The 26,262-nt window shown below is 64.4% G+C and carries 14 protein-coding genes and 1 pseudogene; 6 read left to right on the top strand and 9 right to left on the bottom strand.

Annotated elements, in window-relative coordinates; all coding sequences use genetic code 11:
- A pseudogene (locus tag AB0F91_RS44455) lies at positions 1-273 on the top strand (transposase); the annotation flags it as partial.
- A 97-nt stretch (positions 274-370) separates the two neighbouring features.
- Here the strand turns inward: AB0F91_RS44455 and AB0F91_RS44450 are convergent.
- The 3 genes from AB0F91_RS44450 to AB0F91_RS44440 form a co-directional block, all read right to left on the bottom strand.
- On the bottom strand, positions 371-736 hold the full coding sequence (locus tag AB0F91_RS44450; protein ID WP_360608083.1) for a hypothetical protein: 366 nt from the start codon (positions 734-736) through the stop codon (positions 371-373).
- Positions 733-6,507: an RHS repeat-associated core domain-containing protein gene (locus tag AB0F91_RS44445; RefSeq protein WP_360608081.1), complete on the bottom strand. Its 5,775-nt coding sequence runs from the start codon at positions 6,505-6,507 to the stop codon at positions 733-735. Before AB0F91_RS44445 ends, AB0F91_RS44450 begins: the two co-directional genes overlap by 4 nt.
- 108 nt (positions 6,508-6,615) lie before the next feature.
- Complete coding sequence (locus AB0F91_RS44440) at positions 6,616-13,380, bottom strand: LamG domain-containing protein (protein ID WP_360608079.1); 6,765 nt, start codon at positions 13,378-13,380, stop codon at positions 6,616-6,618.
- 399 nt (positions 13,381-13,779) lie between these two features.
- Between AB0F91_RS44440 and AB0F91_RS44435 the strand changes: the two genes are divergently transcribed.
- The 5 genes from AB0F91_RS44435 (at position 13,780) to AB0F91_RS44415 (ending at position 19,136) form a co-directional block, all read left to right on the top strand.
- On the top strand, positions 13,780-14,379 hold the full coding sequence (locus AB0F91_RS44435; RefSeq protein ID WP_360608077.1) for a hypothetical protein: 600 nt from the start codon (positions 13,780-13,782) through the stop codon (positions 14,377-14,379).
- Positions 14,380-14,433: 54 nt separating this feature from the next.
- Complete coding sequence (locus AB0F91_RS44430; protein ID WP_360608075.1) at positions 14,434-14,724, top strand: transposase; 291 nt, start codon at positions 14,434-14,436, stop codon at positions 14,722-14,724.
- Positions 14,721-15,620: an IS3 family transposase gene (locus tag AB0F91_RS44425; RefSeq protein WP_360608073.1), complete on the top strand. Its 900-nt coding sequence runs from the start codon at positions 14,721-14,723 to the stop codon at positions 15,618-15,620. The genes AB0F91_RS44430 and AB0F91_RS44425 overlap by 4 nt, the downstream gene beginning before the upstream one ends.
- Before the next feature lie 218 nt (positions 15,621-15,838).
- Positions 15,839-15,985 carry a hypothetical protein gene (locus AB0F91_RS44420; protein ID WP_360608071.1) on the top strand — a complete coding sequence of 49 codons (147 nt, stop codon included), beginning with the start codon at positions 15,839-15,841 and terminating at the stop codon, positions 15,983-15,985.
- Between the two features lie 937 nt (positions 15,986-16,922).
- On the top strand, positions 16,923-19,136 hold the full coding sequence (locus AB0F91_RS44415; protein WP_360608069.1) for a hypothetical protein: 2,214 nt from the start codon (positions 16,923-16,925) through the stop codon (positions 19,134-19,136).
- Positions 19,137-19,195: 59 nt separating this feature from the next.
- On the opposite strand, the gene AB0F91_RS44410 is transcribed toward AB0F91_RS44415, so the two are convergent.
- From AB0F91_RS44410 to AB0F91_RS44385, 6 genes are all read right to left on the bottom strand, one after another.
- The gene (locus AB0F91_RS44410; protein WP_360608067.1) at positions 19,196-19,324 is read right to left on the bottom strand and encodes a hypothetical protein; all 129 of its coding nucleotides are present in this window, start codon (positions 19,322-19,324) and stop codon (positions 19,196-19,198) included.
- 136 nt (positions 19,325-19,460) lie between these two features.
- A complete protein-coding gene (locus AB0F91_RS44405) occupies positions 19,461-21,335 on the bottom strand; it encodes an ATP-dependent helicase (RefSeq protein WP_360608065.1) in 1,875 nt (624 codons plus the stop codon).
- A 2-nt stretch (positions 21,336-21,337) separates the two neighbouring features.
- Positions 21,338-23,311, bottom strand: a complete 1,974-nt coding sequence (locus AB0F91_RS44400; RefSeq protein WP_360608063.1) for an AAA family ATPase — start codon at positions 23,309-23,311, stop codon at positions 21,338-21,340.
- A gap of 238 nt (positions 23,312-23,549) precedes the next feature.
- On the bottom strand, positions 23,550-24,533 hold the full coding sequence (locus tag AB0F91_RS44395; protein WP_360608061.1) for an IS481 family transposase: 984 nt from the start codon (positions 24,531-24,533) through the stop codon (positions 23,550-23,552).
- A 66-nt stretch (positions 24,534-24,599) separates the two neighbouring features.
- A complete protein-coding gene (locus tag AB0F91_RS44390; protein WP_360608059.1) occupies positions 24,600-25,688 on the bottom strand; it encodes an IS630 family transposase in 1,089 nt (362 codons plus the stop codon).
- 179 nt (positions 25,689-25,867) lie between these two features.
- Positions 25,868-26,262: GNAT family N-acetyltransferase (locus AB0F91_RS44385; protein WP_360608058.1), on the bottom strand; the 395-nt coding region annotated here is incomplete at its 5' end.

The following is a 26,262-nucleotide window of genomic DNA, read 5'->3' as shown; positions in this document are numbered from 1 at the left end:
AAGACGCCTTGCAACGATGGCTGTCCTGGGCCAGGCGGGTGCCGAATACCGGAGTTCGTCAAACTCGCACGAACCATTCAGTCCGAACTGCCGGCGATCCACGCGACCCTCGATCACCGCCTGTCCAACGCACTGATCGAGTCGACCAACACCAAGATCCGACTGCTGACACGCCTCGCGTTCGGATTCAAACACCCCGACGCCCTGATCTCCCTCGCGCTCCTCGCCCTCGGCGGCTACCGCCCCGAACTACCCGACCGCACCCACACATAAATCAACAGAGCCAAAAAAAGGGGGCCTCCTTCAGTCATGCACGACCCCGAAACCGCTGACTGAATTTCGAGATCGACCACTATATGAAAATCAATCATTAGATGACTTCAGGAGAATCGTACATGATAACCGCGCCGACTGGCTTGAGAGTTAATGGATAAACATACACAAAATAATGAGCCACTCCATGAGTAGCTGAAACTACAGAAACAGGTTCACTGCCCAGATCGTGTAAACGCAGTAGCAATTCCGTATCACCCACCAGATCCTTTCCTCGACTCATGGCCCGTCGGTACTTCACCTCGAGTCCTTGACGCAAAACATTTGCCGGCGTTCCACCGATGGTGTAGCGCGGGCGCGCATACAGCCGCAGCGCTGCGATAGACGTCCGCAAAATTGGATCGTCCCCACCTTCGCCAAGTGATTCTAGAACCTCCGAGCGGTCAACCTCCCGATATGTCACGGACTTGTCACCCGCAAACCTGTAATCCTTCCTTCAAGGAGAATTTCATTCTCACCAAATTGATCCGGCGATTCCACAATATTGACACCTCTGGCCTGCATCTCCTCCAACGTTGTTTCCAATATTACACCCCTCTTCCCAGAGGCACCCTCCGCAACCTCGCGGTCAGTCGTCCATGAGGTAAACCTACTTCCCCACGTGTCGTCATTGTTGTGCGCATACACGTCAGCATGGCCATTTACATCGCCAGGGCTAGCGATACCGTTCTCGGCATCGTGGAATTTAACGTGCATTGGATACAGGCCTCGATATATCGGCGTTGACGTCGCACCCGCGGCTCGTTGCACAACCTCAGCTGCAGCTTCACTCCCCGAAGGAATCTCTATTCTCGGGCGCGAAACTCCCTCTCCAACAACCGAAGGAACCAAACTGAGCAACTCTTCACCAAAACCGGCTATGCGCGAGTCCCTTTGGCACTTATCGTAATTATCCACACAGTAAGTTGCTGCAATTATCTTTGCGCCTTCGACGTCATTCTCGTGGGTAATCAGGTAGCCGCGCGCCTTTTCGCAACCAGTGCGCCCAAAACAAATACCCTCGTGATCAGATATTTCGTTTCTCCACCAGTCACCCCCAGACTGATGCCTAACAGAATCAAACCAGAACATAAGGTCGTCACGCTCGGAAGTCTTGGGTGCCCACGCTTTCGCCCAAGAAGCCGTACGTTGCTTCTGGTCCTTGGCAGCGTTGTTGGCCGCTGCGCGCGTCGGGTCAGAATTCTGCGGCTTGTCCGGGATCGGTCCGTATGTCCCGTACATCTTGTCTCGACACTCCCGAGTGTCGCAACCAGCACCATACGACGGGTCCAGACCTGTCGGGTCGCTCTGCGTAATCGGACTGTTGTTCGCATAGGAGTAACCGTTGATTTGCTGGGGATTGACGGCATCAAAAACCGGGTCCAGCGAGACGAAACGCCCGGTAGAAGCGTCGTACGTGCGGGCACCAAGCTGCGTGAGTCCTGTCGAAGCGTCTTCGGTGCCGCCGACGAAGCCGCGGTCGCCAGGGAGATCGGTAGCGGGGCCGCGAGGGGTACCGAACGGGGTTTGGCGGCGTTGGGTGACGCTCAGGTCGGTCGAGTTGATGGCCACCTGGCTGGTGCCCTGGTGGTCACCCCCCAGCCAGGTCAACGTACCCGCGGCGCGGACGGCGACGGTCGCGCCACCGTGGCTGTAGTAGCGGGTCGTGGAGGCCTGGCCGGTGTTGTCGACGTGGACCTCTTGCCCACCGAGGTAAAGAGTGGTGCCGGTGGGGTCGTGGCGGAGAAGGCGGCTGCCGTTGGCGTCGTAGGTGTAGCTGGTTTTGGTCGTGCCTTCCGTCACGGAGTCGAGCTGGCCTTCGACCGTCCAGTCGAGATTCTGTGTTGCCGACGTGCCCGGGCGGGTCTTGGTGTTGCCGACCTGGTCGTAGGTGTACGAAGCGTCCGGCTTGCCGGGGGTGCTGGTCGAGTTCAGCAGGTGCGGCTTCGCGGCCCCCGGGTCGGCGTAGTTATACGTGCGGGTGACGTCGCCGGCACCCGTGTGCTGGGTGTCGGTGAGCCGGTTGCCGGACTTGTCGTAAGTGAAGGACTGCCAGTACGGAGCCGGGCCCGACAAAGAAGCCGTACTTGGGTCGTTGTCACAAGCGCCGGCAGACGGAGTCCACGCATCGGTCAGGCGCTGGAGGTAGTCGTAGCGGAAGCACTGGTTGTCGGCAGGCTGGTCGAGCGGTGTGTCGGAGATTGACGTGATGTTGCCGGCCGGGTTGTAGGCGTAATGAGTATCCGCCTGCATCGGGTGGGGGACTTCAGCGTCAACGACAGTGCGGTCGAGACGGCGGGTGTGATCGTCGTAGAGGTACGTCAGCCAGGCACGGTGGCCTTCTTCACCGAGCTGCAGACGTTGAACCTCGCCGTAGGGGCTGTAGTCGGAGGACGTGACGTAGTCGTCGTCGCCGGTCGTGGTGAGCGGGTCGCCGAGGTCGTCGTAGACGTAGAGCATGCTCTCGGCGGTCGCGTCCGCGGTGGCGGGGAAGCTTGATCCGCCGAGGCTGCCGTCGGGGTTGTAGGACAGGAACGTCTGGTAGGAGCCGGCGAGCTTCGGTCCCTCGACGGCCGGAATGGTCACCGTCTGGATTGCTGGCTGGTAGAGCGGCGAGTACGCGTTGACCTTCTCGGTGTAGGCGTTGCCGTTGATCCAGCGGGTGGAGCTGGCCACCTGGCCAACGCCCTTGAACGCGGTGTCGTAGGCCCATTCGGCGAGTTTCGTACCTGTGGTGCTGCCCTGGTATTCGCCGGTCTTCCGACCCAGGTCGTCGTAGCTGTAGGCGAGGGTGACGTTGCGGGCGTCGGTCGTGCTGGTTTGCTGACCGAGCTGGTTGTACGTGTACGTCGTCGCGCCGCGGTCGGGGTCGTCGGCCTGCTTCAGCTGTCCGTGGATGTCGTAGGTGTAAGCCCAGTGGTTACCGCTCGAGTCCGTGACCGACGCGAGCTGGTCGCCGGGCGTGTACTTGTAGGTGGTTTCGTCGTAGTCGCCGGTGGGCTGCGGGCCGTGGTACTGCCGCAACGCGGTGGTGTGGCCGCGTGCATCGGTGATGGTGGTCGTGGCGACCCCACCTGCCGGCGGGGTCACGTTGGTCCGGTCACCGCCGTACGTGGTCGTGCTGCGCCACTTCTCGGCGCCTCCCGCTTGGTAAATGGAGGCGATCGGCCGGCCGGCCCCGTCGAACTGGCTCAAGGTCAGGCCGGGGATGTCGGTGTCACTGGCGACCCAGAGTTTGGTGTCGACGTTCTGGTCGTTGAAGAACGGCTGGGTCGTCTTGTACGCGCGGTTCTGCGAGTCGTAGCGGGTGTCCACCAGAAGCCGACCGCCGCCGGGCGCCGGTGTCTGGACCTGACGTGGCCGGTAGAAGCTGTCGTAGATGGTCGCCGACGTGGTGAACCTGCCGTTGGCGTTCACCTGGGTCGTGGACACGGAACTCGGCGCGTCGTTTCGGATGTCGTAGGAATACCGCAGGCTTCCGTGCGGATTGTCCGCACGAGGTCGGTTCGGCTGCCACACCTCGGTGTTGCGGCCGAGCGCGTCGTAGGTGATCTCCGTGACGCGCGCGTTGGCATCCGTGGTGGTCTTGGCAGCGCCCCACGCTGGCTCGAAGACCGTGGTGGTCTTCTGCTTGAGCGTGTTCGCCGTTTCGAGCTGCGTGACAGGTCCGCCGGTGGCGGGTGTGTACGTGCTGGTGGCCTCGTGGCCGGCTGCGTCGATCACCTTGGTCGTGCGGCCGTAGACATCGCGCTCGGTCTTCGCCGCCGTCCGGTACACGGGATTTCCGGCGTCGTAGGCGTCCAGGTCCTCCGCCATTGTGACGTCACCGGTGGTGGGAGCGGCGCCGAAGGTCAGCTTGTCGTAAGTGGACCGCGTGTCGGAGGTGACGTCGCGCGGGTAGACCGGAGGAGTTCCGCAGGCAACAGCTGTGTTCTCGACTCGCGATGGGTACGACAGGAGCCACAGCGTGGTGTTCTGCGCATAGGTCGTGGTCGTGCAGCGGTCATCGGTGGCGTCGTTGACGTCCCCGAGGTCGTTCACCTGCGTGGGCAGGCCGTTCGCGTCGTACGTCGTCGTCGTTTTGGTGGTTCGCCAGCCACCGGCGGCAAGAGCGGTGAATGACCGGGAAGTGCCTGGGTGCACGATGTACGCGTTGTAGGCAGCCCGGGTCGCGGTCGGACCTTGCCAGCTCGGCTCCGTGATGGACTTGCCGACGACAGCCCCGTTGGCACCGTTTTTCGTGATGCTCTCGAGCGTGAAGCCCTGCAACCAGTCTTCGTCGACGTAGCTGCCGTTCTCGTCGTCAGCCACCGAGATCGACCGCTTGCCGTTGTTGGGGAGCTTGTCCCCGTTCATGCCCCGGAAGTACCGGGTTTCGGTGTAGGTCTGCGGGCCGTCAGGGTCGTCAGGCCGCCCGGTTCTGACGATTACCTTCCCGAAGCCGCGGAACTCGTCCCAGCTCTTCTTGTCGTCCGGGGTGAACTCCGAGGTGCTGTAGTGCCACGCCGCGCCTTCGGGGTACTCGTAGCTCGTGAGCTGCTCGGTGCTCGAGCTGATCCGGTCGGACTGCACGATCGAGGAGACGACGTACTTCTGGAAGTAGTCGGTGCGCTCAGCGAAGCTCTTCGGCGCCCAGGTGACCGGGAAGCAGCGCTTGGTGTTGGTTTCCGGATTCGCCGGCAACGACGTCGCAGTGCAGTCCGGATCGGCGTAGTTGACCGTGGTCACGCCGCCCGACTCGGAGACGATCGCCGAGAGCCGGTAGCGGTTGAGCGGCCCGATGCCGTCGGCCTTGTCGACCCGGTTCGCGAGCTTCTTGCCTTCGAAGGTGACTGGAGGAAGAGAAATCGGGGTCCCGACAAGACCGGTACGGGTGATGCTCTTGAGCCAGAGCGCCGCCTTCTCGCCATCCCCGGGATCGGGGAACTGCTGATCGAGAGACCAGCTGGTCACGTCGGCGTAGCCGGATCCGGACCGGACCTGCGCGGTGATCTTGGCGAGACGCTTCGTGGACCAGAACGTCGGGCTGGGGTGGTCCTTGCAACTGGCCGCGTCACATCGATCGGACAGCGGTACGTCCGGCCAGTTCTCGGGCTTGTCGAACGTGCACAGACTGCCCGGCACACACCGGTCCGCCGGTGTGAAGACGACCTTGCCGACGGCAGGGGCGGCGACGTGGGTGTTCAGTCCGTACTGGATCTCCCGCAGCGTGCCGCCGCGGACGTACGAGACGGGAGTGTCCTTGCCGTCCTGGCCGTACTTGTTGGTCTCGACGTCGTAGGTGTAGAGGATTTCGTTGCCATGCGGGTCGATGACCTTGTCGAGGTTCCAGCGATAGCCCTGGACGCACGAAGAGTCCTCGAAAACGTTGTTCGCCGCGTGGCAGGGCTCGCCCGCGTCGTCGCCGTACACGGGAGCGGTCCACGTCGAGTTCGCTGAGGCGGTCGAACCGAAGAAGTACTGGGTGCCGTCGACCGTCGTGATCTTCCAGGACTCGCCGTTCTGAGCGCCGTTGCCCGAACCGGTCACGTGCTCGATGCGGGCCCCGCTGTCACTGCGCTGCCGCCAGACGTTCTTCGTGGTGTCGTGGATCAGCATGCCGCCGGAGCCGTTGTACGCAGCGGTCGCGTTGTCGGACTTCCAGCACAGGTCACCGACCTTGGGCGGGGTGGTGCCGCCTTCCTTGTCCTCCTGGCACGAGCCGTAGGTGCGCTCCACGAACCCCGGGGCAAGGTCCCAACCGTCACCGATCCACGAGGCCTGGTTGTTCGTGGCGCTGGTGTGCCCGTCAACCGAGGACGACGAATACGAAAGCGCCAGACTCGGAGTCAGATCCCCCGGAACCGGCGGCACGTCGAGCGGGTACGACCAGCTGAAGTCGCCGGTCTGCCCGGTCACGTCCCACGTTGCCGACGGGCTGAGCGAGGTGGCCCGCGTGTCTCCCGCGCCGTCCGGAGCCGTGGACCCATCGGGAGCCTTCTGGTCACCGGTGAGGGCCGCGAGAGACGCTGGGTCGGCCGACCGTGGCGTCATGGTCTGCTGCGTCACCGCTGTCGACGGGTAGTCAGGCAGCGGCACGCTCGGGCCGCCGGCCGCGCTGGCGACGCTGTTCGTGCTGACGGCGGTCAACACCAGGGAGCAGACGAGCGCCGTGATCAGACCGCGACGACCGCGGTGCGTCGGCGACGTGCGCATGGTTCCTCCAGGCTGGACAGGACAGGGTCCTGAAAACGCGGGGCGAGGCGGCGATGGGTGCTGACGGTGGCCCGACACCACCCATCGCCGTTGTCGGTTCGGAAGGGATCAACCGGGCGAAACGGCTGTCCTCGCCGGGGTCGAGGTCGACTTGTCCGGAAGGATCAATGCTGAGGCCGAGCGGGCGCCGGCCGGGAACGACGGCGCGACGTCCGGCACCCTGTCCAGCGCATAACCGAGCAGCTTGTCGACAGTCCAGCCCTCACAGGTGGCCACTGTGCTGATCATCGACTCCCCCGCCGGACTGACGCAGCGGTAGATCGGGTTCGCCGCAACGCCGGTCGGGGCCGCGGTCCACAACCGACCCGTCGCACCGATCACCGTGTTGCCATCGCAGAGAGCATCGGTCGACACGAACTGATCCGTGTCCGTCACACAGCTGGTGATCGCCTGAGTGCCGGACGGCGAATTCAGCGCCACGAACCCGTGCTGCCCCTCGAGGATGTACCCCGGCCGCACGCCCTCCGCCGTGGTGAAATGGTCGTCCGTCGTACTGCTGTTGTAGCGGAGCAGGGGCGCATAGGCGAGCGTATAGCCGAGGATCCCCTCCCCCGTCGCACCTTCGCACGCGGCGTCGAGCGACTCGAAGTGATCCGGACCGTTGTTGCACCGGTAGACCGCGACCGTCGCGATGTTCGTCGGCTGAACCGTATACACCGACCCGATCGGCCCGGCCACCGTCTGGCCCTCGCATGCCGGGTCAGGCGAGGTGAACGCGTCGGCCCCCAGGTAGCACGAGTACAACGTGCGGGTATTCGGCTGGCTGCCGTCGACCAGCATGCCGAGGCTCTGGTCGAAGTGGTACCCGCCCGGAGCCGGCTCGGATGTCGCGTAGGTCCCCCGCCGGCCCGCTCCATCGGCGTACCGCCCAAGCTCACCAGTCACCGGAGCCGGCCAGCTGGCCCGCCGCTGAATGGCGTCCTCGGACATCACGTCATAGTGGGTCGAGACCTCGTCGATCATGCCGGGGAAGAACTCGGCCGGGCTGCCGTTGACCAGATCGCGTCCGATCGCCAGGCCGCGAGTCGCCGGCCACGGAGCGACGTTGTTCTGCACCCCGCCGAGCTGCCCGTCGACGTACAGCCGGAACTGAGCCGCACCGGCGTCGTAAACACCGGTCAGCGCAGTCCAGCGGTTCACCTCGGGCACCTGGAACGACGCCGTGTAGTTGAGCGGCGCTGCGTCCTTGTCCTGCGTCGCCGCACCGAAGACCCAGCGGTTGAGCTGCGGCCGGTACTGCAGGACGAACCCGCTCATCCGGGTGCCGTCCTGGCTCACGACCGTGGCGACCTTGTCAGCCCGCGACAGCTTCGCCCACGCGGAGACGGTGAAGCTGCGCGCCATCGGCACTCCCCCGTCGGATGTGGTCGCGACTCCGGCAGTGCCGTCGAGCTGCAGCGCGTTGCCCATGACACCACCGGCCACGATCGACGCACCGCCGGACAAGGTGGCGTCGTTGTGGCGCCAGGAGTAGTCGCGGGCGGTGCCGTTGTCGAAGTGCCACTGGCCCGCGTCCGCCTCCGAGACGTCCGCGACCACTCGACGGATTTCACCGTCACTCAGTGCCTTGCCGAAGACACGGACGTCGTCGATGCCCTGGGCGAAGAAGCCGGTGTTCTGGCCGTTCCACTTACCGCGGCCGATCGTGAACGGACCGTTCGACGCGCCGACCGTGATACCGACCTCGACCGTCGTCAGCGCGCCGTTGACGTAGAGCTTCACCTCATGTGCTGCGGCGTCGTACACGACTCCGAGGTGAGTCCATTCGCTGGGAGTGACACTAACGTTCGAGGCAATCGTGGTGACCAGAGCGTTGTCCTGGTCCGCCTGCGGGACCACCACACTCCATTTGCCGGTATCACCGCTGTAGCGCAGCTGGAACACACTGGCGCGGCTACCGTCCTGACCCAGGACAACGTAGTTGCCGGTATCGGTCTTGGTGAGGACCACCCAAGCTGTCGCCGAGAAACTCTTGGTCGTGTCCAGCACCGCGCCCGTGGACTCGGCGTAGCCCGACGTGCCATCGAGCCATTCGGCCGCACCGGAGCGGCCGCCGAACCACGACGCTCCACCCTTCATCGTGGCGTTGTGCCCACCGCCGCTCGAGTCGGACACCGCGGTACCGGTGTTCTCGTCGAACTTCCAGTAGGCGGTGTCGGCCACAGGCAGATCCGGAACAGTCTCATCCAGCGCCGGGTAGGCCGCGTAGAGGGAGAAAATCCGGTCCTTGTCCAGCGCGCCCGAGTACAACCGCACGTCGTCCACGCGGCCGGGCCAGTACTGCGCCGGCGCGCCGGCGACCTTGCCCCGGCCGAGCGCGGCACCTCCGCTCGCCTCCCACGCCGTGTCGAGCGTGCCGTCGCCCACGCGCTTGCCGTTGACGTAGAGCCACGTCTTGCCGGTCTGCTTGTCGTAGACACCGGTCAGGAAAGCCCACGTATTGATTTCCGCGGGCAACGTGGAGACTGCCGCCTTGGCGATCACGGGGCTGTCCACATCGGAGCCCGCCATCTCGAACACCCACTTCCCGCAAGCGTTCGGATCATCCGACATCCCGTCGAAGCAGAACGCCGACATGTCATCGGCGACGTGCCCGAGACGGAACTTGCTCGTGTGGACACCATCCAGGCTCACCGCGGTGAACTTCGACGTGATGTCACTCTTGCGATCGAGGTACACCCACGCCGAAACGGTGAAGCTGTCATCGCTGCGGAGCTCGACGCCGCTTGTGGAGACGGCGCCACTCGCACCGTCGAACGACACGGCGTTGCCGACCCGGCCCGGCACCAGGTGCGCACCGGCAGTGAGCGAGCCCGGCCGCGCTCCCGTCGAGTCCGCCACGTTCATGCCGCTGGACTCGTCGAGCTGCCAGTTGTGGACCAGGTTCAGCTCCCTGCCCGCCATAGTGCGGACCTCGTCGCTGAACAGGGCACGGGGATAGACCTTCACGTCATCGACAGCCCCCGTGAGCTGGCTCGTCCACGCTCCCCTGTCCTTGCCTCGGCCGATGTCGAACTCTCCAGAGGAGTTCCACACAGCGTTCGTCGTGGTCGAGCCCGCAAGGCTCCCGTTGACGTAGAGCAGCATCTCCTTGGTCGCGGCGTTGTAGCTCGCCGCAAGGTGCGTCCACACCCCGGTCTGCACCGGTTGGTCGGACTGGACCAGCACGGCGGACGACCCGTCTTGGTCGGCCGAGCTGATGGCGAACATCCACCGATCCATCGAGCTGCCGGTGTAGCCGAGGATGAACGATGAGGCCCGGGAGCCGCTCTGGCTGGCCACCGTTCCCGTTGTGGTTGTCTTGGTACCCAGCTTCACCCAGCTTGTCACGGAGAAACTCTTCGTCGTGTCGACCGCCGGAGGGGCGCTCACTGCGCCGTCCGCGCCGGTGAAGTTCGCCGCGAGGTCCTTGGGGTCGGGGTTGATGTTCTGCCCCGGCGCCCAGTCGACCTCTCCATTGACCGTGCCGTTGAGGCCGCGGCTCGAGCTGTCCTTCGCATCGCCGTCAAGCGTCCACGCAGCCGCCGGGACGTTGTTCTGCGCCACGATGCCCTGGATCTCGGAAGCGCCGAGAGGCCGGCTGTAGGCACGGACCTCGTCGACCGCGCCGGCCCAGAAGCCGGTCGGTCCGCCGTACTGCCCACGTCCGACCACGAACGGCCCGTTCGCCATCCACGGTGTGGCCGGCGCCGTCGCCGCCCCGGCCTGGACGCCGTTCACGTACAACGTGAGCGTCTTCGCGGCACTGCTGTACACACCGGACAGGTGCGTCCATACTCCCGGTTGGACAGTGTTCGCGGCCGACCGCGCTTCAGAGGCTGTGCCACCTGCTGCGTCGCCGGCGTTCATACCGAAGACCCAGCTACCGCCGATCTGCTTTAGGTACAGGCCGCTGGCGTTCACTCCGTCTTGAGATACCGCCGCCATGTCACTGATCGAGTTCGGCTTCACCCACGCGTTGACGGTGAAGCTCTGGTCCGTGCGTACCGCCGGACCCGCGGTCGATGCGTAGCCTTGCGTGCCGTTCAGAGTGAGCGCCCCGTTGACGGCACCTTGCTGCGTGAACGCAGCTCCGGTGTGCAACGCGGCCATCTCTCCCCCGGCCGCGCTGTTGCGCGCCGTGGTGCCATCGGCCTCGTCGAAGTTCCAATAACCCGCGGCCACGTTGTCGAGCGTGACGATGGACTTCACCTCGGAGTCGGACAGAACGCGGTCATAGGTGCGAACCTCATCGACGGCGCCCGGAAGATAGTCAGCACCGGTGCCCGCCGGGGTGCTCCGGCCCAGGGCGAACTCCCCATTGGCCGGCCACGGTGACGTCCAGTCAGCTGTCCCGGTGAGGTCACCGTTGACATAGAGCCGAACCTTCTTCGCGGCGCCGTCATAGACCCCGGCGAGGTGCGTCCACGCTCCTGCCTGCGCCTTCTCGGACGAGAGCACGGTCGTCGGCACGGCTGATGCCGAGTCCGAAGGCCGCAGCTCGAGCGCCCACTTGTCAGTACCGGTACCGGTGTAGCCGAGCCGGACCATGGTGGCCGCCGAACCGTTCTGGCTCAGCATCGTCGCCCATCCCTGCGTCTTCGCCGAGAGATTCACCCAGCCCGCGAACGTGAACCCGGCGGCCGTGCTCGCTGAAACCGGAGCCGTCGCGTAGTCGTTCGAGCCGTTGAACTTGAGGGCAGACCCAATCGATCCCTGCACGTAGGTCGGTGTGCCGTGCAACGTGGCGTCGCGGAAGCCGAGCGTCGCGGAGTCCTTGGTGGAACCGTCGAACGACCACTGGGCAAGAGGCCCGTTCCCGGCTCTCACATAGAAGTGGTACGCCTTCATCGGACTGCGATGGCCGGCGCGATCGACGCTCTGCACGAACAGATCACGCGGCCCGTCCCCCGGCGGAGTCAACGTCACGGATGCCTTGCCGCCCAGCGCGTCCGCATCGACCTTTGTCGACGGCGCGTCATTCCAGCCGTAGAAGTAGTGGTCGATGTCCGGCACGCCGTTCGCGGTGAACGTGAACGTGTCAGATACCCCGACTCCGCCGTGCCAGGTGTTGTCCTCGCGATACACCGGCGCGGACACGACAGGCGGCTTGTCGACTCCGACCTCGTCGACCTTGAACCCGGGGCCTGAGCTTGGGTTCCCCCGATCAGCGGTGTCGAACGCGGTGAGGGACCAGGTAATCGACTGGTCGTTTCGGGCCGAAAGGTCGACCGTCGCGCTGGAGAAGGCTCCGGAGGCCTGGTAGATGTCAGGCTCGCGGTGATCGACAGTCGGGCCACCGTAGATGTCCCAGATCGCCTTCAGCTGGTCGTTGCCGTCCGGGTCCGACAGGCGGCCCATCAGCCGGATCGAGCTATCGCCGACATAGGGCATGCCGCCACACCACTTGCACGGGGTCGGCAGCGGCGGATCGGTCTTCAGCTCGTACGGCGGGTTCGGGCGCGTGTTGTACTTGACCCGGAGGAACGTCGTCGGAACTTCGTACTTTCGCCAGGCGTCAGAATCTGACTCGTTCGCGGCTCGGAGGAAGTAGTTGGTCGTCGTTCCCGCCCGAATGTCTGCCGGGGTCAGCTGGAAGCCGACGCCCTTGAAGCCATCGCAGCCCGGGTAGTTGGTCGGAACTTGCGCATCCTGACCAACCTGGTGGCCGGCGGGCATGTTGTTCCAGTTCGTGTCGAAGGACAGGCCCCACCCGGCCAGGAACAACTGGTGGGCGCTGGTGATGTTGCACTTAGGGCCGTACACCACGGTGGTGTCGAACTTGACGTCGTTGATGATCTTGCCCGAGAGGAAACTCGTGTCGAACTGGAAGTACGTCCTCGCGACACCGATACCGTTGCAATCGGCAAAGTCGCAGAAACCCACCTTGGCCCACGCGTCGCCGTCGTTCGTCCCGTTGACGTAAGAGTTCGTCGGCTTGCCCTTGAACACCTTCGCCCACATCGACTGGTTCCACGACCGCATGTCGGGGTCAACCACCACCGGGAATCGTGTTCCCGGGTCGGTGAGCATCGCGACCGCAGGGTGCAGCAGGAGCGTCGAATCCTGCACCGTCACCCCGACCGGCGCGCTGGCCACTTCAGGGCCTCGCGCGTCCCACATCGTCGATGCGGGAGCCGCGAAAACCAGGTTGCCGGCCGCGTCGACCGCCTTGATCCGACCCGACTGGTCACTGGTCACGGTGAGGCCATCGGCCGAAAGCTTAAACGGGATGGACTTGAGGGCCGGGTTTTCGGCGGCGGCGGCGCTCTTGATCACGAGCCGCTCGTTGTACCCGCCCGCAGTGGCCTGCATCACCAAGTCAACGCCCGGGAACACCTCGGGGTACGTCGCGGTCGACCCGTCGAGTTTCGGCTTGGGCAGCTTCGCCGGCCACGACAGCGACAACTTCTTACCGTCTCTGCCGAAGGTCACCAACGGTGCGTCGCCGCCGTCGGAGAACGACAGATCATCTACAGTGGCACCAGGCCGCACCGCTCCATCCGCGGAGTTGGCCAAGGTCGTGTTCACCGGCACCCAGCCGCCACCGCGCCGCACACGAACCGGTGCCGAAGCCAACTCGGCGTTCAACTGCCCATCGGGCTGGGCGAAAATCCGCTTGGTTTCCGTCGTCTGGTCTGCCACCTCCACCGGCATCCCCTGCAGCCTCGCCGCGGCGAACGCCGCCCCGGCATCAGGCGCGGACGCCACCGGAGTCACCCCTGGTCGCGACGGCGTACTCGAGGTCACCACCACGAGCACACCCGCCAGCACGAGCACAACCAACCCGAACACGCGCAGCTTGAACCCACGCGAAAGTCTTCGATACTCCACGAAAGACGGCCCCCTCGGCCTGGTCTGCGCGCGTCCCCCGACCCGCGCGACCCAAAAGTAAAAAGAACAATCCACGATCACCAAGGCACCGCAAAGCCGCCGATCGGGTGATCACGATCCACAACAGACATACTTCGCGGAACTATGTCCTATTCATGGCGATATAGTCCTGACCTGCAGCAACGAGGGTGCGCCGAACGGACCAGCGGATGCCCCACTTGGTCCAGACCGTCTGAAAGACATCACAAAGCACCAGTAACGAACATCGACAGCCGGCCGATCCACTGATCGACATCGCCCATCGACTCGAAGGATCACCCCGTGACCGCCGAAGTACCGATACTCACGGAAGTACCCGCCGTCGCGACGCCGCAGGGTCGTTCACGCCGGGTTTCCCTCGTGATCGCCGCCGCGATCGGTCTTGCCATCGGCGCGATCGGCGTCGGCGTCCCGTGGCTGTTGACCGCGCACGACTCCGGAATCGTCAGCGGCCTACCGCTCAAAGCGCCTGACACGCTCGGCGGCGTGGACAAGGCCGACGTGCAACCTGTGAAGCTCAAGGACGACTTCGCGCACCGCCAGTTCGCCCAGCGCAACGCCACCAACGACCGCGAGAACACCACCCGCATTTCGGCCGCGTACGGTGCGCCGGCGGTGGTACAGACCTACACCGCGGTCGACTTCTCGCACTCGTTCACGCTTACCGCGATCCGCACCCACGCTCCTGCGCTCGCGATCGCCTATGAGGACAAGGACAACGGCCTCGCTGCACCCACCAACGAACTCCGCCAGGTCGGCGACGTATCCTGTGTCCTGCGCAACAACCTGACCCCGCTCGACGAGAAACTCACCCCCGACAAGACCTCGGTCTTCCTGTGCCAGCGCACGGATCCCGGCTTCACCATCCAGCTCAAACCCCTCGGCGACGACACCAAGGAATACCTCGACCCCACCGTCTGCGCGGCCATGATCGACGAAGCCTGGACCAAACTGCACTGACCCCCTGAGCTTCCCCCAAGATCGTGGAGGCATGGACTATGAGGATCATGTGTCATGCCCGAGAAGAGGCGGAAGTTCGACCGGGAGTTCCGTGAAGGAGCTGTCCGGATCGTCCGCGAGACGAACAAACCGATCGCCCAAGTAGCTGCTGACCTGGGGATTCATGCCGGAACTCTGGCCAACTGGGTCAAGCGGGACAAGATCGATCGTGGCGAGAGTGAAGGCCTGAGCGGCGACGAGCGGGCTGAACTGGCCCGGCTTCGGGCGGAGAACGCCGAGCTGCGGATGGAGCGCGATGTCCTCAAGCGATCCGTGGTCCTGTGGGTGAAGGAGGCGACGCGGTGAGCCTGGCCGGGTTCATCGCCGACCAGAGGACCACTCACGACGTGCCGCACGCTGTCGCTTGCCGGGCTCTGACCGTGTCGGAATCGTGGTTCTACAAGTGGAACTCTCGTCGACACCAGCAGACGTCCACGCTGGCCGAACAGCGGCGGACGGAGGTTGACGCGGCCGTCGCGGAGGCGTTCGAGGCCTCCCATGGTTTGCATGGCTCACCGCGTGTTCACGCTGATTTACGCGCTGCGGGGTGGGTGGTGAGTGAGAAGACGGTGGCGAACTCGATGGCCCGCCAAGGCTTGGTCGCCCGAACGAAGAAGCGGCGGAAGAATCTGACTCGGCCGGACAAGCGGGCGGTGCCGTTCCCGGATCTGGTGAAACGGGACTTCACCGCGCCGACACCGAACACGAAGTGGGTCGGCGATATGACCGAAATCCCGACCGACGAGGGCAAGCTCTACCTGTCGACGGCGATCGATCTGTTCTCCCGCCGGCTGCTCGGCTACGCCACCAGCGTCCATCCGGACGCTGAACTCGCAGGTGAGACCATCAAAATGGCCGTCGCCGCCCGCGGCGGAAGAGAACGGGTGGCCGGTGTGATCTTCCACTCCGACCGCGGTTCTACTTACACCGCGCACGATTTCACTGTGCTCTGCAACAAGCTCGGTATCCGACAGTCGATGGGCAGGACCGGGTCATGTTTCGACAACGCCGCGGCTGAGTCGTTCTTCTCAACCTTGGAACACGAAGTGCTATCTCGCCATCAGTTCAAAACCCGAAAAGAAGCACAACAGGCTATTGTTGAATGGGTCGTTGAATTCTACAATCGACGACGTCGCCACAGTTCCTGTGACATGCAGTCCCCGATCGACTACGAGACCACTGCGGCCAACCGAGCCGCATAGAGGAGCACTCCACGGTTCGGGGGGAAGCTCACCCTGCCGTTGACGCGACCGTGTGCGGCCGGTCGATCGGCCGGCGGAGGTATGTACCTTCCCGGTGATCGAGAGAAGTCTCAACAAGCCGAGGTTGGCGCGTCGGTTGGCAGGGCGAGCCCGTACTGACCGTCGTCCCCGGGCCCGCATCCGATGACAACGACCGCCCAGCAACGGGCGAAGCGTCGTTGATCGACCAGAGCGTCCGCGAGCACGCCCGCCGGCTGCTGGCCAAGGCACTCGAGGCGGAGGTTGACGCCTCCATCGCCACGTTCACCGAGCAGCGCGACGAGCACGGCCATCGCCTGGTCGTGCATAACGGCTGCCCCCGATGAGGTGCTGACCCGCGTCGGCTCGATGGAAATGACCCTGCCGGGAGTCACCGACAGGCGCGTCGACCCTGAAACGAGCAGACGCCAGTGGTTCACCTCGGCGACCTGCTGTGCCGAGGCTGGCTGTCGGCGAAGGCAAGCTGGGTTTCTACGATAATCCGGCCGAGCACTGGATCCACGATCGAGCTGGCCTTCGCCACCGTGCGGCCCGCACAAACGTCACCAAGGATCCGGGTTCACAAGGTGCAGGGTTGGCAATCGCGCTCAAACTCATCGATTCTGCCCCGACCTGCTGGCAGGCGGTCGCGCATTTCTCGCCCGAGGTTGACAGCTCCGGCTATGTGGCTAACGCGCGTGCCCGTAAGGGTCTTGAACCCCCACGTCGCTGAGCAGGGCATCTTCTGACCACAAGCTACAACTCGCAGATAAAACTCCTGGTCAGGGAGACGCCTACGTGTCCGAGGACGATCTTGCTCGCTAACCACAACGCTCACGCTGCGCTGACTAAGCGCGTTTCTGCTGGCAAACACATCATGTCTAACGCGACCGCGAGCATGTTTGCCGTCGGTCATCTCATCAGGGTGGCGTAGTCATTGCTGCACAGCCGCCGAACTTCCGCGCCCAGCACCTGGCTCTGAGCACCGGCTGGCCTGGTGGCCCGCCCGCCAACACAGCCAGCAACGCTGCTACAACTCGCACCCGGCCCGCCAGGTCCCTCCAAGACGGGGCGGCAGCCTCCAGTCCGCGCCCCGACGGGCCCAGCCGCCACGACGGTGACTGTCCTCCAGCCACCGCCGGCGCCTGCCGGTCTCACCTCTACGTCTCCAGTACCGCCATCGAGCCTCCACCTGACGGTAAGATCACCGCTCGTACACGCGGGAAGCGTGATCGCCAGAGCGTCTGTCGAGAGTCTAGGGCCGAGGGCCGAAGGGAGGGCAGGATGCCCGAGGGGTACGGATCGCTCAGCCCGTCGTTCGAGCGGATCCTTAAGATGGCGTTCGCGCAACTGGCGCCCGGCCCTGTGACAGTGCTGACCACCAGCTCGGAAGAAGGCCAGCCCTTCTTCGAACTGCCCTCGGAGTGGAGCTCGGTTCTGGAACCGTCCTGGCAGGACCTCAGGTCGGGCGTTGTACGCCTCCTGAGGCAGGGACCGCTTCTCCTCATACCGCCCTGGCAACGCCGCACCGGCGCCCGGAAGTCGCGTCGGGATGTGTCCCTTTACGTGTACGACGATGTTCTTCGTGCATGCCGTCCCGCAGACGCCACCAGCGGCATGGCGGTCCTGACCCCTGCCGAACTTTGGGTTTCGGAATCGCCGCGAGCAGCAGAGCTGCGCAGGACGCTGGCCGAGCACTGGGACATCCTGGCCGTCATCTACAGCACGGGTGCGATTCCTCAGATCCATCCGTCTTTCGTCGTGGCTGCCTGCTTCCTGAAGGTCAAGCAGGAACACCGGCCTCCGCTGAAGATCTTTCGGGCGCCGCGCGGAGACCACCCGTCTGCCGAGAAGGACTTCCAGCTCCTGCTCAAGCGCGGAGGAGGCAGTACCCAGTACGGCTACGTCATCCGTGACGTCCCGCCTGCTATAGAGAGCCTCGACTTCGACCGTCACCATCCGGACGTCGTATCGCAGCAATCCGAACTGGCAGGCTTCGGCAGCCTCACCGCGCTGGGTGAGCTGTACGAGACCGTCCCTCGCATCCACTTGGCGGCAGACTCGCACTGGATCAGCTCCGAAGAGCAGCCCGACGCCATCCGGCTCCTAGGAGGCCGTGACGTACGGCGCGACGGCTCCATCGCGCTGCCCGCCGACGACAGCTACTGGGTCAAGGCGCCGCCCGAATACCTCTTGCGACCAGGCGACCTTCTCCTCCGCGAGATCCACGGACCACATGACCCGCCAGGTCTGATCGTTGCCGAGATAACCAAGCAAGACCTCCCCGCCGCGCCCGCCCACACGACAATCGCCCTACGCCCTCGTACTGCCATCACGCCGCAGCAGATCAGACTGACCGTCCAGTTCCTGCGTACCCCGCTAGCCGACCGACTGGTCGGCAGGTCCGGCCTTCACATCACGTTGAAGCGGCTACAAGAACTACCCGTACCGCAGCCGGACGAAGCCCTGACCACGGCTCTCGACGATCTTGATGCCGCCCGCCACCACCTTGAGACCTGGGCCAAAGAAGCAGAAACACTTCTGGAATCCGCGTTCACGTACAAAACAGCGGTTCAAGCCCGGAACAGGATCATCGACCAGGGCCGTGGGTTGCGATTGCGCGTGGAGGCCGCAGCACTGCTCGACAACCTCGGGCACACCGTGCGCACACGCTTCCCCCTCCCCATCGCCTACCGATGGCGTGAAACCGAAGCTCGTATGAGCGCCGGCGACCAACGGGCGGCCTACAACGCCGTGCTGGACACCGCCGAAATCTTGCTCTGCTACATGGCACTGCTCACTCTGGCGCTCGCCTGGGAAGCCGGGATCCCGCTGGGCTCCACCGCGGCGATTAAGGAGAAACTCACCAGTGGACGCAGCGGCCCGGGCTTCGGTGACTGGGCGGCCGTGATGCAGGAGGCAGCCACAAGCCGCAAACTCCGCGAACTGCCACATCAGCATCCCATCCACAGCATCCGTTCCCTGCTCGCCGACAAAGAGGCCGCCGACGCACGCCAGCGGTTGAGCGACCGCCGCAACGACGATGCCCACCTCCGTCGTCTTGATCCCATAGATCTCCCGCGCGCGGTCGCAGAAGCTTTCGCCGATTTGACCCTGCTCGTCGAACGTTCCCGGTTTCTTACCGACTTCCCGCTCTGGCACGTCACCGAGACCCGCTGGGACAGCCTCGCCAGAACGGCCGACGTCCGCTACCGCGAGCTAACGGGGGACCATCCCATTGTGCCGACCAAGGCTGTCACTTCGTCGAGACACGACCTGGAACCCGGCAGTCTCTACCTGCGGGACCCCACACATGAGCTGCACCTGCTACGCCCGTTCCTGACGGGCGAGGTTTGCCCGGTTTGCCGCGCATGGTCGACCTACCACGCCGATCTCGTCCCCAAGGGCGGTGTGCAGTTGAAGAGCCTTGAACACGGGCATGTGCTACACCAGCCCGAAGACATGTCAAAGGCGTTGGCCGTCGTCGGTCTGCTCTAACGTGCGGCTGTCGCCTTCAGCCGCAATTTGAATGATTACCCCCGTCTGCGGGCCGGACCTTATTGGCGGGTCGCGTAGTTCGCCGAGTTGATGGGCTTGCCGACCTCCCGCGCCTGCGCACCGAGGCCGGCTGGCACGCACACGCACGCCAACTGCGGCTTCGGCGCCTCCACGGTGACCTTCCGCATCCGTGGAACGCTCGCAGCCACGGGCACGACCGTCTTGGCTGACGCCATTTACAGCTGCAAAGTCCAGTCCTCGCTCCCCGTCCGGGCGTGCCGACTTGGCGGCGAAGCGCCCGGCCCTGCGCTCGAGGCGGTGGACTCAGGTTGAGCTCGGAGGCGGCGACAAGCGCCGCGCCATCTCACGGAGGAACTCCGAAGGTCCTTCATTTCGCCAGTAGCCGTTCCTGGTCTGATACCCCGGACCGGTGATCAGGTGTAGCCCCATCTCGGCGCGAGTCAAGGCAACGTAGAAGGTTCTCCGCTGCTCGTCCAGTTCCTTCGCGTTGGGGCTTCGCCAGCCGCCCGCGCTGCGCACGCTGTGCGGAATGATCCCCTGAAGCAGTCCCGGCAGGATCACCGTGTCGAACTCGCGCCCCTTGGCAGAGTGGTACGTGGTGAGGAGGATCTTGCCAATCACCTGCACACCCTGTGCAAGGTCCTGCAGTAGAAGATTCTTCGACTGACATAGGTCCACGAGATCGCCAAGACTCGTGCCGTTGTCTTGCTCAGGATGAGCTCCGGCGACTTCATCGAGGGCCAAATCGCTCCGCAACCGCTGCACCCACTCGGAGGCCGGCGCGTCAGCCGGGTACGCCGGCTGCGGATCGAGGCACCCCTGCAGCGACCTCGGCAGGAGCAGCCGAGACGTGCTTCGAGGGACGTTTGCCTCGGTACGCAGCGTGGTAAGCGAACGAGCGAGGGTAGCGATCGACGGCGCGTCCGTCCGGCGCAACATGTCCCGGCGTTGCGCGGCGTCGGCCGCAGCGTGGATCTGATAGTTCGCGACGGCGCGACTGGCACAGCGCTGGATGAAGCGTGACAGGCTCCCCGGCGGCAGCTTGTCGTCACGTTCATGCAGGTAGGTCATCTGGCGGCGGGTCAGTTCGCCTTGCAGAGCTTCCAGCAGAGGGCCACGCTGGGGATAGAGAACAGCGATCCGTTCGGGGGCGACCTGTTTCTGCAGCGCCTGCTGCGCGTAGTCGCAAGCCAGACTCGCGTGATCGTCGAGCCCTCCTGCGACCTGGTCGAGTTTGACGATTCCGGGAGGTGCCCCCTCGCGAGCGCGTCGTCTCCGAGGCGTGCTGAGGGCAGCTTCGGCGACAGTGATGATCTGCTGTCCGCTGCGATAGTTGACTTCGAGTTCGATGTCGTCGAAGTCGTCCCGAGCGGCCAAGGCAGTCAGGTACTTTGCATCGGCGCCGGCGAAGGCATACACGGACTGGTCCGTGTCTCCGACGGCGAAGACGGTGATGCCCGCCAAGTCACGCAACGCCAGGACCAGTTCGTGAAGGACTCCGCCGAGATCCTGGTATTCATCCACGATGAGGTGAGGGAAGCGAGCGCGCAACAGATCCCGGACAGGTTCGTTCTCGCGGACGGTGGCCAGGGCTCGCGCCACCATAGCTTCGAAGTCGATCTGTCCCCGGACCACGAGCTGCGCCTCGTAGAGGCGAGCTGCCTGTACCTCTCGCGAGTCGAACGAGGTCAGTGGTTCGCCGCAGGCGAGCGCGCGGCGAACCAGAGTGTTCTCGTTCATCCGTTCTCGGGCGGGCATTTCACTGATGCCGACGTGATCGAAGCAGTCCTGAAGGAGCAGCCTGGTTGCTGTGCCATTGAGGACTTGTCCTGCCTGAGGTGCCGGTTGTCCGGTGAGCAGCGGGAAGGCGCGCAGAATCTCATTCAGGCAGAAACCGTGAACGGTGGAGCACCTGATCCGTCCCTCTGCGTGCACGCCGCTGCGCAGAACGCGCTGGCGAATTTCATCGGCCGCCACGTTGGTGTAGGTAATACAGGCGACGCCACGGAAGGCGGAGATCTGTGTCTGCAGCACGTAGGCAATACGTGCTACGAGCGTGCGGGTCTTCCCACTGCCCGGCCCAGCTCGCAGAACAACGTTGCCGGGGCTCAGGACGGCAGCACGCTGTTTGGGGTGCAGACGGTCAAGCTCGGCAAGCAAAGGGTCGCTGATCAACATGATCAGCCGCCGACGTTGTCGGAAACACGCGATCCGGTGGCGTACAGTCCCGTTTCGCGAACCACACGGGATATGTGGTCCAGCGCCAGCAGCAGGTAGGCAGCAGCGCCCGAGGCGCGCAAGGCATTGGCGTCTATCGGTCTGGCATCACCAGCGGTGCCTGCCGCGGCACGAATCCGGGCGGCGACATCGATACGCTCGATGTGCGCGGCGAGCCTCTGCGCGAAACGTCCCTTGCCCAGTTCGGAGATGCGCTTCAACATGGCCTTCCGTGCGTCGGCATCAGCTGTCGCCTTCCGCGCGTCGCTGACACCACGACGCACTTCCTCGAGGGCGGCAGCGTTGGTGCTTAGCTCCTGGAAGGCCTTCACGATCTCATCACCGAACAGCGGGCACAGATCGGTTTCGAGCGTCTGACCGCCGACGTACACACCAACGCCCGCCAGCTCGGTTGTGAGGAGACCGCGAGACTGCTGGTAGTCGGCCGCCTCAGCCTGAGGCAAGCTTCCAATCTGGCTCAACAGCGCCGTCGTCTTCGCCTGATCGGAGTGGAGGTTCGCACCCCGTTTGAGGCCCGCTTCCCGGCGGCCCCGCTTGTCGGGGGCGGCGTCTCCGTCTGTGACGATCACATGCGGAGTCTCGATCCCCTTCGACCCGAGGAGGGCGCGGTAAGGCTTGAAGTCGGTCCCGTGGACGCTCGCGACGACAACTCCGTACGCGTCAAGGTCGAAACCCGCAGCCACAGCCAGGGCAGGCAAGATGTACAGCTCGGCTAGTCCTTCGACCAGAATGACAGCGGAGCCGAAGAGAATTTCCGCCCGGCTCACGTCGAGGTAGCGCTCCAGGTCGGCCGCATCGTCATCAGTGACGGGTAGCGCCGCCGTCGTGGATCCGACAGTGCCGTTTTTCGTATCACGCAGGACGATAAAGGACCGGACGGGGGTCACCGCAGCGATATGCGGGCTGTGCGTCGTGAGTATGAGGGAAGGACCGGTCCGCAGCAGATAGCCAAAGAGGTGACGTTGCAGGCTGACGTGAAGATGTGCCTCAGGCTCTTCGACCGCCACTAACGTGGCGACGAACTGCTCGTCCACGCGCTGCTGACTGAGGACTTCCAGCAGCAGACCGAGGTAGATGACGTTGGCGCTTCCCAAGCTGACATCAGAGATACTCCTGCGACGCGCGGCGTCGAAAAACAGGCGGACGGCGCGGATCAACTCATCTGGCTTGGACGAAGCGAAGCCGAGTGTGGGTTGCACCGCCAATCGGGGCCCGAACATCGCGCCGAGGCGGTCCACGAGGTGGTTCTCGAGCTTGGCGACGTTCTTGTCCTGAGTAAGTTGGTTGACCGCGGTGGCTATCGCTGTTGCCGTGGCCTCCAGGTTGGCCTGGTCCAAGGGCAAGCGCTCAAGAAGATCCCGTAACGGGCTACGCCGCCAGTTCCGCAGGTCGCCCTCGGCGTCGCGCAGCGCCGGCAAGACACGCAGAGCTACTTCGCGCCGGATACTTCGCACATCGCTGGCCTCATTGTCGCCTGCGAACACGACGAACTCATAATCTTGCGCGGTCAGCGGTCGGCCGGTGGACCGTAGGGCGGAGTTGGACATCGTGGCGTCCGCGCGCGGAGCGAAACGGTAGGTGAGCCGCGCAGTGTAAGGGCTGTAGTCCACGGCGGCGCCGGACAGGACACTCTTGGCGTCGTCGTCGGCGTCGTAGCCCTGCAACTCCAATTTGATTGTCACTTGTGCGCCGCCGGCAAGGCCCTTCGGGTGTCCCTCCCAGATGTCCTCGTCGCGGAGCATGCGACGCGAGTCCGGCAAGGAGGGGTCGATCACCAGACGGATCGCTTCGAGCAGGTTTGACTTTCCCGCCCCGTTCTCTCCCACGATCACAGCGTGAGAAGGAAAGTCGGCGAGAACGAGGTGCCGGAAGTTGCGGAAGTTGCGGATCTCGATCCGCGAAATATGCAAACCCATACTCCCTCTCTCCGCTCCCCTAGCACCGCTATGCCTCGGGGGCGTTCCTGATCACTGCGACGGACGGAAGATCGCGCGTGGCTAGCTGCTCGCTACGCCGCAGTCACGATCGTGACCGCACCGCAATCGATTGGGATGCCTATGAGGTGACGCGAAGGCACAAGGTGCAGCATCGGACGGTCACAACGCGAGCCGAGTAGCTCGCGGATCCTGTGCGGCGACCACGCCAGATCAGCAGCTAGTTGTGCTGCTGTCGTTGGTGGTTGACAGGTTGGGCGTGGGGTTGGGTCTTCTGTAGCAGCCTCTCATACGGGGTCTGGCCGGCGAGGCCGCCGTGAGGGCGGTGAAAGTTGTAGTAGTCCTCCCATTCCTTGAGTTTGTCGTTGAAGGCGCCGAGGTCGCCGAGGACGACGCCATCGAGCAGGCGATAGAACTCTTCGGCGTCGATGCGGTGGGAGCGTTCCACCTTGCCGTTTAACCGCGGTGTGGCGGGCCGGATGTAGACATGGCCGATGCCCTGGTCCAGGACGTGCCAGTGGAAAGCGGTCTGGAACTCCGCACCGTAGTCGGTTTGGATCTTCTCGACCTGGAACGGCAGCCGGGACAGTACGTAGTCGAGGAACTGGATCGCGGTCTTCTGGTCCGAGCGGGGATAGATCCGCAGGATGCGCAGGCGGGTGCAGTCGTCGATCGCGGTGCACTGGTAGAACTTGCGCCTGCGCTGGTCGGTACTGGTGGTGATCGGTTCAACAAACTTGACGTCGATTTGCAGCTGGTGGCCCGGGCGTTGTTTCTCGTAGCGCTTCCACCGCTTGTGGTGGCGCTGGTAGCGCTGTGAGGCGGGTAACCGGTTCATGCCCAGGCGTTTGAGGATGCGGTAGATCGTCGACGCAGCGATCTCGACGTCGTGGTAGCGACGCAGGTACATCTCGATCTTCAGCGGGCCGAAGTGGTAGTGCTGCCGCAGGTGGATGATCTTCTCTACCACCTGCGGATGAGTGATCGTCGGACAGTGCAGTGGGGCGCTGGAGCGATCTTTCAGGCCGTCGATGCCCTCGTCCTCGTAGCGGCGTTTCCACCGGTAGAACACCGTGCGGCTGATGCCGTAATACCGGCAAGTGGCCGCGACATTGCCACTAGCTTCTTCGGCGTGACGGAGGACGGCCAGACGCCGGTTCGCACGCCTGACCAGGTCCTTCTCACTCCACACTCGCTCAGCCATAGGCCTCCCTAGATCAGGAGCCCAAGACTGTCAACAACCTCAGTCAGTTTTAGAGCTAGTGCCGCGTCACGCAACGTTGGGTAGGTGATTCGGGCGGCGGATCTTCGAGCCGACGGCGAAGTGTCGCTTCGGGTGGCAGTGCCGGTTGCGCCACCGGAGATAGCCGGCGATGGCGGCTTCCTGGGCGGCGTGGCTCGGGTAGTCACTGCCATCGAGGGCGAAGTAGCGCAGCGCGGTGAACTCGCACTCGACCCAGTTCAGCCAGGACGCGTTGCTCGGTGTGTAGACCAGCTCGATCCCGTGGTCGGTGCACCAGCCGGTGACCTCGGCCTTGGCGTGGGGTTTGTAGTTGTCGCAGATCAGATAGAGCTTCCCGGTGGGGAAGCCGCGGCGGAGTTGTTTGCAGAAGTCGAGGAACTGCGGCCAGCGTTTGCGGTCACGGAACCGGTAGAACACCTGGCCCGACGCGAGATCCAGTGCGGCGAACATCTGCCGGATACCGGCATGGCGGTTGTAGGTGGCGCGCAGGCGTGCTGGCTGGCCGCGGCGGAACCAGCCGTGACCAGGCCGGGGTTGCAGGTTCAACGGCCCGAACTCGTCGACACAAAGCACCCGCCCGTCGACGGGTGGATGGTCGTAGAGGTCCAGGATGCGCGCCATCTTGAGGGCGAAGTCCGGGTCGCGGCTGGCCTTCCACGTTTTCGTGCGCTGCCAGCTGACGCCCGCTGTGTTCAGGATGCGTCGCGCGGTCTCGGCGGAGACGGCCAGCCGGTGGTGTTTGCGCAGGTAAGCAACCAGTTTGGTGAGGCTCCAGGTGGTGAACGGTTGCCCAAGTTCGCAGGGAGCGCTGCGGGCGATGCGGCAGAGGAGTTCACGGGCGGCGGGACCGAATTTAGCCGGTCGGCCGCCGTTCCATTTTGGGTCCAACGCCGCGAACCCCTGCTCGTTGAACGCGTGGATCACCTCCCGCACATAGTTCTCGGTCGCGGCGAACATCATCGCGATCTCACCGACGGACCGGCCCTGCACCGACGCGAGCACGATCCCGGCGCGACGTAATCGAACCCGGTCCCGCGTCGACCTGGTGATCTTCACCAAGCGTTGTGCTTGTTCGGGCTCTAACTCGTGCACGAACACCTCGGGCTGACGAGCCACGGGCACCACCTCCACCGGGGCAGCCTGCCAGGCGCGACCAGCGGATCAGGCCATGGGCTATTACCTCGCCAACCTTCTGGGGCGCGGCACTAACTGTTGCGGGTCGCGCCTCCATCGGCGGGCACACGATACCGTTGCTTCGAACGTATGCTCCAATCCGAGAGTGGTGCGCCTCGAACTCAAGGGGCCGTGACGCCGCGCAACGCCGTGATCTCAGCACCGAGCAGGTCATCGTCGCTACCCTCGATCAGCGATCGGAAGCCGCACGACGCGAAGAACTTCACGCGCCCCTCCCACGGCGTCGACTGGTCGACCATCAGCGCAACGTGTGTGCATCCCCTCGACGACATGCCAGCCGCGAACTCTCGGACGAGCAGGCGGCCAACCCCGCGACCCTGCGCATCAGGCACGACCGCAACCTTGTCCAACATGGCCTGCGGAACCGGCAGCAACTCGAACGGGCCGAAACGCTCGTTGAAGTGATGCGCCCCGGGTCTGGTGCAGGCTCTGATCCCATGGAGGATGCGGAGCATGGCGGCACCGAAGAAGTACAGCGACGAGCTGCGTGAGCGGG

This window comes from Amycolatopsis sp. NPDC023774, assembly GCF_040639695.1.
Taxonomy (GTDB): domain Bacteria; phylum Actinomycetota; class Actinomycetes; order Mycobacteriales; family Pseudonocardiaceae; genus Amycolatopsis.
The sequence above is the reverse complement of the archived record's forward strand: the minus strand, read 5'-3'. Positions and strand labels throughout refer to the sequence as shown.